At 51.3% G+C, this 9,685-nt stretch carries 7 protein-coding genes; 4 read left to right on the top strand and 3 right to left on the bottom strand.

Annotated elements, in window-relative coordinates:
• Nucleotides 1-73: 73 nt before the first annotated feature.
• From xdhC to xdhA, 3 genes are read right to left on the bottom strand one after another with little or no spacing between them, the layout of a single operon-like run.
• Nucleotides 74-997 (bottom strand): xanthine dehydrogenase accessory protein XdhC, encoded by a 924-nt coding sequence (xdhC, locus tag B3P58_RS00050; protein WP_286714996.1) that lies wholly within the window; start codon nucleotides 995-997, stop codon nucleotides 74-76.
• Nucleotides 994-3,354 (bottom strand): xanthine dehydrogenase molybdopterin binding subunit, encoded by a 2,361-nt coding sequence (xdhB, locus tag B3P58_RS00045; RefSeq protein ID WP_286714994.1) that lies wholly within the window; start codon nucleotides 3,352-3,354, stop codon nucleotides 994-996. Before xdhB ends, xdhC begins: the two co-directional genes overlap by 4 nt.
• Nucleotides 3,351-4,811 carry a xanthine dehydrogenase small subunit gene (gene xdhA / locus B3P58_RS00040; RefSeq protein ID WP_286714992.1) on the bottom strand — a complete coding sequence of 487 codons (1,461 nt, stop codon included), beginning with the start codon at nucleotides 4,809-4,811 and terminating at the stop codon, nucleotides 3,351-3,353. The genes xdhB and xdhA overlap by 4 nt, the downstream gene beginning before the upstream one ends.
• A 273-nt stretch (nucleotides 4,812-5,084) precedes the next feature.
• Here xdhA and B3P58_RS00035 point away from each other — a divergent pair, with 273 nt between their 5' ends.
• The 4 genes from B3P58_RS00035 (at nucleotide 5,085) to B3P58_RS00020 (ending at nucleotide 9,671) form a co-directional block, all read left to right on the top strand.
• A complete protein-coding gene (locus tag B3P58_RS00035) occupies nucleotides 5,085-6,623 on the top strand; it encodes an ABC transporter ATP-binding protein (RefSeq protein ID WP_286715027.1) in 1,539 nt (512 codons plus the stop codon).
• On the top strand, nucleotides 6,616-7,686 hold the full coding sequence (locus B3P58_RS00030; RefSeq protein ID WP_286714990.1) for an ABC transporter permease: 1,071 nt from the start codon (nucleotides 6,616-6,618) through the stop codon (nucleotides 7,684-7,686). The genes B3P58_RS00035 and B3P58_RS00030 overlap by 8 nt, the downstream gene beginning before the upstream one ends.
• Nucleotides 7,687-7,689: 3 nt before the next feature.
• Nucleotides 7,690-8,616, top strand: coding sequence for an ABC transporter permease (locus B3P58_RS00025; RefSeq protein ID WP_145466529.1), 927 nt, complete (start codon nucleotides 7,690-7,692; stop codon nucleotides 8,614-8,616).
• A 284-nt stretch (nucleotides 8,617-8,900) separates the two neighbouring features.
• A complete protein-coding gene (locus tag B3P58_RS00020) occupies nucleotides 8,901-9,671 on the top strand; it encodes a hypothetical protein (protein ID WP_230332340.1) in 771 nt (256 codons plus the stop codon).
• Nucleotides 9,672-9,685 lie beyond the last annotated feature (14 nt).

The raw sequence follows: 9,685 nt of genomic DNA, 5'->3' as shown, positions 1-9,685 counted from the left end.
CTCTCCTTGTTCTGAGAAAAACTAGCTCTCAGCAGGACCTATTCAATTAGTGTCGACAGGCCCTAAGGATGACTTACAGACTGATGTCTGATGACGCCACTGCGTCACCGGTCAGCCCTTCCTGCAATTGTTTCCAGCTCAGGCCTTTGCGCCGGGCTTTGTCTTCGGTATCTGTAGCAGCAGCTGTACTTTTCCGCGCCAGCAGCTGGGCGGCGACCGATACTGCCACTTCCATCGGTAATTTCCCGCCGACCTGTGGCAGGCCGATGGGCATGGTCAGTTGCGCCAGTTGCTCAGCACTGAACCCGGCATGCTGCAAACGCAGGGCAAAACGCTCGGTTTTGGTTTGCGAACCGATGCAGCCAATAAAGTGAAAATCTGTACGCGCCAGTGCCGCCTGTAATAATTCAAAATCCAGCTGATGATTATGGGTCAGAATCACCAGCTCACTGCCCGCCGGCAGTTTTGCAATCATATCGACCGGTTCAGGCAGGCAAACACAATCAATATTGGCGGCCAGTGTGTCTGCCGGCGGAAATTGTTCCGCGCGGTTATCCACCCAGATAACCGGCTGCTCCAGCCCGCCCAGAATATTCATCAGAGCTTTCGCCACATGACCGGCACCAAAGACTACCAATGGTGCAGTCTGCAACTGAAATAATTCCAGCAGTACGCTGACACTGCCGCCACAACACTGCCCGGCTTTGGCTGCCAGCGGAATTTTTTCCATTTTCTGCAAGGCAAGCGGGCCTGTTTTACTGAGCTGCGTACTGACTGATCCGGCGGTTTCAGCCAACCATGCCCGCGCTTTCTGAATTAACTGAAATTCAAGCTGGCCACCGCCCAGAGTGTCAAACTGATCCTGAGCGGTGATGACCATCTTACTGCCGGGATCGCGCGGTACAGAGCCAGCACTGCCCATTACCGTGGCAATGACATAAGAGTCGCTGCGTTGCTGGCAGCGGGCAATTGCATCGTACCAGCGCACAAATTTCATGCTTTGCTCTCCTGCTGACAGAACATCACGGCATTTAATACCCGCTCAGGGGTTGCCGGGGTATCCAGTGGTGGACTGATTGTATAATCCGCCACACTGGCGACCGCATCACGCAGAGCACACCAGACGGCAATGCCATGCATAAATGGCGGCTCGCCAACGGCTTTCGAGTTATAAATGGTATCTTCAGCGTTAGCGCGGTCGAACAGCTGCACATTAAAGTGCGCTGGAATATCAACCGATGTCGGAATTTTATAGGTCGCTGCGGAGTTGGATTGCAGACGGCCTTTATCGTCCCACAATAACTCTTCCGTGGTTAACCACCCCATGCCCTGAATAAAACCGCCTTCTATCTGGCCAATATCAATCGCCGGATTCAGCGAACGGCCAACGTCGTGCAGAATATCGGCACGCAGTACTTTATATTCACCGGTCAGGGTATCAATTTCGACTTCGGCGCAGCAGGCGCCAAACGCAAAATAAAAGAACGGACGCCCACTGGCAGTGTCGCGGTTGTAATGAATTTTTGGTGTGGCGTAATAACCGGTGGTCGAAAGGGATACGCGGTTCTGGTACGCCAGAGTGACGAAATCGGCAAAGGAGATCCATTGCGCGCTGTTCTCATCGGCACCGATTACCACATGGTTATTGATAAAGCGTACGTCGCCGGCATTGACCTGATAATGCTGCTGCGCAAACTGCACCAGTCGCGATTTAAGAATCTGGCAGGCATTCTGCGCGGCCTTACCATTTAAGTCCGAGCCGGATGACGCCGCCGTCGGCGAGGTATTCGGTACCTTATCGGTCGCTGTGGCACTGGCCTGAATCATATCGATATCAAGATCGAACTCATGGGCGACTACCTGGGCCACTTTGGTAAATAGCCCCTGCCCCATTTCTGTACCACCATGATTCAGGTGAATCGAACCATCGGTATAGATATGTACCAGCGCACCGGCCTGATTTAAAAACTGAATGGTAAATGAAATACCAAAACGCACCGGTGTTAATGCCAGCCCGCGTTTTTTCCAGCGGTTAGTACGATTAAACTCGGTAATGGCGGCACGGCGTGCACGGTAGTCACAATCCTGTTCCAGCTGTTCAACCAGTTCGGGTAAAAAGAAATCTTCAACCGGCTGGCCGTAATGGGTACTGCCGCCGTCGCGGTAAAAGTTGGCCTTACGTACATCCAGCGGATCTTTACCCACTTTACGGGCAATATCGTCCAGCATGGCTTCGGCAAAGATCATTCCCTGCGGCCCGCCAAAACCACGATAAGCAGTATTTGATACGGTATTGGTTTTACAGCGATGACCGATGACACGGGCGTTATTCAGATCATAGGCGTTATCCACATGGAACATCGCTCGATCAACAATGGCGTCGGATAAATCCGGCGAGTATCCGCAAAAACCGGCCAGCTCAATATCAGCACCGAGAATTTTACCGTTTTCATCAATGCCCAGCTGATAACGGTTATAAAAATCATGGCGCTTGCCGGTTAATACCATATCGTCCTGGCGGTCGAGACGCATTTTTACCGGACGGTTCTGGCGCCGGGCAAAAACCGAAGCAATACAACCCCACTGTGCCGCCTGGGTTTCTTTACCACCAAAACCACCGCCCATGCGCCGTACTTCCACCTGCACATGGTTGATTGGCAGATCCAGCACTTCTGAAACCAGCTTCTGCACTTCCGTCGGATGCTGGCTGGAGCAATAGAGTTTAATACCACCGTCTTCGGCTGGCAGGGCGTAACTGATCTGGCCTTCCAGATAAAAATGCTCCTGCCCTTTTACATACAGCTCGCCACTCATCTGTATCGGCGCTGCCGTAATAGCAGATGCCGCATCACCTTTCTGCATACTGTGTGCAGGGCGAACAAAGGCATTCTGCTGCAACGCCTCTTTAATGGTTAACAGTGCCGGATGCTCTTCATAGCTGACCTGCGCCAGCAACACCGCGCGCTTGGCCTGCTCAAAGCTTTCTGCCAGCACGGCAAATAATGCCTGACCGTGAAATTCCACCACGCCATCGGCAAATATCGGATCGCCTTTAAAGACCGGGCCAATATCTTTTTCACCGGGAATATCATCCAGTGTAATCACATCAACCACACCCGGAGCATTGCACACGGCGGTTAAATCGAGCGACAGAATTTTGCCATGGGCAATGGTACTTTTTCCGACAGCAGCAAATAAGGTTCCGGCCTGTTCTGGCATATCATCAATATAGGTTGCCGTACCCAGTACGTGTTTTTCAGCGCTTTCATGCGCCAGCTTACTGCCGCTTTTACCTTTGGCCGGACGCTGGCGACGTGCTTCCCAGGGCGTTACTTTTGAAGAAACGTGGCTCATGCTGCATCTCCTGCCTGTCCGGCGGTTAATTCCAGATAGCTTTTCAGCAACAGATTACGCGTAACCTGCAGGCGATATTCTTTGCTGGCACGAACATCCGACAGCGGCTGATAATCCTGGCCGATGAAGTTCGCAGCCTGTAAAAACGTATTTTCAGAAAACGGCTGGCCAATTAATGCCTGCTCGGTTTTCTGTGCCCGTAATGGCGTGGCCGCAACACCACCGCAGGCCAGACGTGCATTTTTTATAATGCCGTTCTGCACATCCATAAAGAGTGCAAACATAACCGCAGAAATATCATCGTCGTAACGCTTACTGATTTTATGCAGCGTCAGCGATTCGCTGCTCTGTAATTTATTAATGCGTATGGCGCGTAAATATTCACCGGGTTGCAGCACGGTCTGTTTATAACCCAGATAAAAATCATTAATGGCAACCTCACGGCGGCCATGGTTTCCGTCAATTTCCAGCGTCGCATTTAACGCTAAAAAAGCGGGGGGCGTATCGCCAATCGGTGAAGCATTAGCAATATTGCCCCCCAAAGTGCCCATATTGCGGATCTGGCGTGAGCCAATTCGATGCAAGAGCTGAGCAAACGAAGGAAAAAGATCAGCCAGCTCATGCTCAGCCTGACTGTAGGTAACACCGGCTCCCAACCATAACTGCTCGTCCAGCACCTGTGTCCGGGCAAGCGTGCTGATACGGTTAAGACAAATAATGGTGTCGAATTGTTTAAAGCGCTGGGTAATTTCCAGGCCTACATCGGTACCACCGGCCCACAGGCAGGCATCCGGATAGTCGCGCAGCAACGCTTTCAGTTGCTCTTCAGTTAATGGCATAAATAAACGGCGGCCATCAACATTCTGCAGCGCAACCGGAGAACCATCGGCCGGTACATCGCTTTGCGGGTTAAAGGTTTGCACGCCATTGCGGGCTGATACCTCGCTGACATCACAGGCTGGCAGTGCCGCCATTTTATGTGCGGCTTCGATAATCGGACGATAGCCGGTACAACGGCAGAGGTTTCCGGAAAGAGCAGCGTGAATCTGCTCATCGCTTAATGCACTCTGCTGTTCATACTGCCCGGTCTGCTGATACAGATTCGCCAGCGACATAACAAAGCCCGGAGTGCAGAATCCGCATTGTGAGCCATGGCAATCAACCATCGCCTGCTGTGCAGGATGCAATTGTCCGGCGCGACCAATACCGGAAGGGGTTAACAGATAGCGTTCGTGCACATTAGCCATTAACGCAATACAGGCATTCAGTGTGCGGTATTCAATACCACGCTCTGTCATTTCACCCAGCATCAATGTGCAGGCTCCGCAATCTCCCGCTGCACAACCTTCTTTTACATCAGGTTGCATCATCGTGGTGCGCAGGTATTTCAGAATGGTACAATTTGGATCAATTTTATTGTCTTCAATCCAGCGACCGTTTAGGTTAAATCGAATCACGCTTACACCTGTTTTCTGCCCGACAGCTCTGTTTATCCGTGCGGCCTGTACGCCCTGAAAGCGTATTCGCGGCGGCACCGCCCGACAGAGCTGAATTTCAGTAGAGAATTCTGTCCGGGGAATGCGTTGCAATTTCCTGACCAACCGGTCAAGCATATAACAAAACATGCTGAGATGCGTAGCTGCAGCATGTGGCAAGCTAATTGCTAACGATTTGTCCAAGTGGTCAGCTTTTAAATTTGAGGAATCTTAGTGCCAGCACAAGAATCAACCATGCGCCTGCATCTGAGCGGTATCCGCAAAGAGTATCCGGGCTGCCTTGCCAACGATGATATTGAATTGTTGGTGAATGCCGGCGAGACCCACGCCTTACTTGGGGAGAACGGCGCCGGCAAAAGTACCCTGATGAAGATTATCTACGGCGTAATCAAACCCGACGCCGGTAAGATTGTCTGGCAGGGTGAAGCCATTCAGATGAACGGCCCGGCTCATGCGCGCCAGCTGGGTATTGGTATGGTGTTCCAACATTTCTCACTGTTTGAAACCCTCACCGTTGCCGAAAATATTGCCCTGAGCCTGCCGGCAGACGAAAGCCGGGACATGGAAGCACTGAGTCAGCGCATCCGCGAGATTTCCACGCACTATGGAATGGCACTGGACCCTGACCGCCATGTACATACGCTCTCGGTCGGGGCACAGCAGCGGGTCGAAATTGTCCGTTGTCTGTTGCAGGACATTAAGCTGTTGATTCTCGATGAACCCACTTCGGTTCTTACCCCGCAGGAAGTACGCGAACTGTTCCGCACCTTGAAGACCCTCGCTGCTGAAGGCTGCTCCATTCTGTTTATCTCCCACAAGCTCGACGAAGTGACCGAGCTCTGCAATGCCGCTACCGTATTGCGCAACGGCCGTGTTACGGGACGTTGCAACCCACAGGAAGTCAGCAGTGAAGATCTGGCGCGGATGATGGTGGGTGAAGATACTCCGCTGAATCAGAATTATCAGAAAGCCGAGGGCGGAGAGACCGCACTCAGCCTGAACAACCTCAGCTTTACCCCGGAAGATCCGTTCGGCGTTACCCTTAACAACCTGAACCTTAAGGTAAAAGCCGGCGAAATTCTCGGCATCGCCGGTGTTGCCGGCAATGGTCAGGACGAACTCTGCGCACTGCTCAGCGGCGAAGAAACCACCAGCCCTGAAAGCATCGAATTGCTCGGCCAGAATATCGGCGCCATGAGCCCCGATCAGCGCCGTCGGCTGGGTTTTGCTTTTGTACCTGAAGAACGTCTGGGGCGCGGTGCCGTCCCCAATATGTCGCTGGTCGGAAATACGCTGCTCAGCAGCAGTCATCGTGATTTGAAAGCCAATGGCTGGATTAACTACCGCAAAGTACGCGAATTCGCCCGCGATATTATTGAAAAATATAACGTTAAATGCGCCAACGAATATGCTCAGGCCAAAAGCCTGTCCGGCGGTAATCTGCAGAAATTTATTATCGGCCGTGAAATAGAACAGCAGCCGAAATTGCTGGTGTGTTCCCATCCAACCTGGGGAGTGGATATTGGCGCTGCGATTTTAATCCGCCATGCGCTGATCCAGCTGCGCGACGAAGGCGCCGCTATTATTGTGGTATCCGAAGATATTGATGAGCTGTATCAGATTTCTGACCGTATCGGCGCCATCTGTGACGGGCAACTGAGCCCGGTAAAACCAACCCAGGACGTGGGTATCGAAACACTGGGTCAGTGGATGGCCGGTCAATTTGGTCACGACAGTGCCAATCCATCCTCGTTGGAGAGCGCACATGCTTAAGCTTGAAAAACGTCAGGCCGATTCCCGCCTGATGAGTTATGTATCCCCTCTTATCGCTATTGTGCTGACCCTGTTTGCCGGTGCGTTGCTGTTTTCTGTACTGGGTCATGACCCGCTGCACGCTCTGTATACCTTTTTCATTTCACCACTGACCAATGCCTATGGCTGGACCGAACTGGGAATAAAAGTAGCGCCATTGTTACTCTGTGCCATGGGTCTGACACTGTGTTACCGCGCCAAAATCTGGAATATCGGTGCCGAAGGCCAGTTTATTATGGGGGCACTGGGCGGCAGTATGGCTGCGCTGCAGTTTCTTGATGCTGAAAGCCGCTGGGTGCTGGTGCCGATTCTGATTGCCGGCAGCATCAGTGGTTTATTGTGGGGAGCACTGGCGGCGTGGCTGAAAACCCGCTTTAACGCCAACGAAATCCTGACCACCATTATGCTTAACTACATCGCCCTGAACGCTCTGCTGTACGCCGTACACGGGCCTCTGCGCGATCCGGCCGGATTCAATTTTCCGGAATCTGCCATGTTTGCCGATGCCGCGCTGTTACCCCTGTTCAGCGACGATTACCGCCTGAATATTTCCATTCTGTTTGCGCTGTTCTTTACCGTGGTTATCTGGACGGTGATGGCGCGCAGCTGGGTTGGTTATCAGATTCAGGTACTGGGTGAAGATGCCAAAGCAGCACGTTATGCCGGTTTTAATACCAACCGTCTGACCTGGTTTGCCTTATTAGTCTGCGGTGCTCTGGCAGGCCTCGCCGGTGTTGCCGAAGTGACCGGACCGATTGGCCAGTTAATTCCTCACGTATCACCGGGCTATGGTTACGCTGCCATTATTGTGGTGTTCCTTGGCCGTATGCAGCCCTTTGGTATTTTGCTGGCCAGTATGCTGCTGGCTCTGACCTTTATGGGCGGAGAAATGGTACAGATCGAAATGAGCCTGCCAAAATCCCTGACCGGATTATTCCAGGGCATGCTGCTGTTTTTCCTGCTGGCTGCGGATCTTCTGATCAGCTATCGCATTGTCTTTCAACCTCGTACAGCCCGGGCCTGAGTCATGGATATCGATTTAATTACAAATATTTTATTTGCCACGTTCAAAACCGGCACTCCGCTGATTCTGATTGCACTGGGTGAGATGGTCTGCGAAAAGTCCGGTGTTCTTAATCTGGGTCAGGAAGGCATGTTACTGGTTGGCGCCGTAGTCGGCTTTATTGCGGCATCCGTTACCGGCAATTATTTTCTGGCAACCTTCTGCGCCATATTCGCCGGTATGGGTATGGCCTTTCTGTTTGGCTACCTGTCTATCACACTGGCTTCCAATCAGGTTGCAACCGGTCTTGCGCTGACCATTTTTGGTGGCGGTCTGAGTGCATTTCTGGGTACCAATTATATTGGTATTGGCCTTGAGGGCATTCAGGTCTGGTCGGTGCCGCTGCTGAGCGATATCCCGGTGATTGGCAAAGTACTGTTTCAGCACGACCCTCTGGTGTATTTAACCCTGGCGTTATTCGCGCTGGTTTTCTGGGTATTCCGCAGTACCCGCCTGGGGTTAAAAATCCGTGCTGTAGGTGAAAATCCGGAAGCGGCAAACGCCATCGGTATTAACGTACAGCAGATCCGTTTTATGGCCGTGCTTTTTGGTGGCGCCATGACCGGTCTGGCCGGCGCTTACCTGTCACTGGTTTACACCCCGATGTGGAGTGACGGCATGTCTGCAGGACGAGGCTGGATTGCATTGTCACTGGTTGTTTTTGCCAGCTGGAAAGCCGAACGTATTCTGCTGGGTGCCTATCTGTTTGGTTTTGCCAGTATTCTGCATCTGGTGTTGCAGGGAACACGTTTTGAAGTTCCGCCAAATATTATGGCGATGCTGCCTTATGCGGCCACCATTATTGTATTGGTCTGGCTTTCATCCGATGCGATAAAAACCAAAATGAGTGCACCAAAGTCTATTGGTCAGCCGTACCGGCCACTGGCTTAAGAACTAGAAGATACTGGCCTGATCTGCTGTTTACAGAACCGCAGACAGGCCCGATTCTCTGGTATTAATTCAGACGAAATTTATTTCTGAATAATGCCAAACCATTACCCGGTTAACGTTCCAGAAATGATAAAAAGACCAAAATGGTCAATGTTAAAAATAACAGGGAATTCATCTTTTAACGGATGAAATAAACGGAATTGATTGATAGATTGAGTGCGTTGATTAAACCAAATTCAAGCAACCTATTAGAAATAACACCTTGTAAAATCTGGAGAGAAAAAATGAAAAAGCAACTTCTGGCCATGGCCGTTATCGCTGCTGCTACCGGCACAGCCCAGGCAGAACAATTCTGGGCTGATAACAGCGTATCGTTACTGTACGGCGAAGACTACACCATGACCCCTAACAATGGTGAAAAAAACGCTGTAACCAACATGACTCTGGAACACGTTTCCGGTCATAGCTGGGGCAGCCTGTTCTTCTTCGTTGACCGTCTGGTTGGTGAAGGTGACTACAGCGAGACTTACGGTGAGTTTTCTCCAACGTTCACGCTGAAAAAATTTGAAGAAGGCAGCTTTGTAAAAGCTATTAATGCTGCTTTTACCTATGAATTCGGCTCCAGCACTACCAGCAAGTTCTTCCTGCCTGAAGGTGGCGCATATAGCCAAGATAACTACCTCTACGGTATTGGTGCTGACCTGAACATTCCTGGCATGAATTACTTCAGCACAACGTATTATTACTCTCAGCTTAATAACACTTTCACTAATGGTGATAACGACCATCAGCTGACTTTTGTTTACGGCTGGTCATCAGGCAACCTGAACATCGATGGTTTCCTCGACTGGTCTACAGGTACTGATCAGCATGATTCCGAGCTGAACTTCACCCCACAGCTTACCTATAACGTTGGCCCTGCTCTGGGTGTCAGCAACAAGGTAAAAGTAGGTGTTGAGTACAGCTACTGGAACAACAAATTCGGTGCCAAAGGCATGGAAGACAAAGACCGCGATCAGAACGCTGTCAGCCTGCTGCTGAAAGTACACCTGTAATCATCCGGGTGTGA

The sequence above is a fragment of the Thalassolituus sp. UBA2009 genome (genome assembly GCF_002335285.1).
GTDB lineage: Bacteria > Pseudomonadota > Gammaproteobacteria > Pseudomonadales > Oceanobacteraceae > Venatoribacter > Venatoribacter alkanivorans.
The sequence above is the reverse complement of the archived record's forward strand: the minus strand, read 5'-3'. Positions and strand labels throughout refer to the sequence as shown.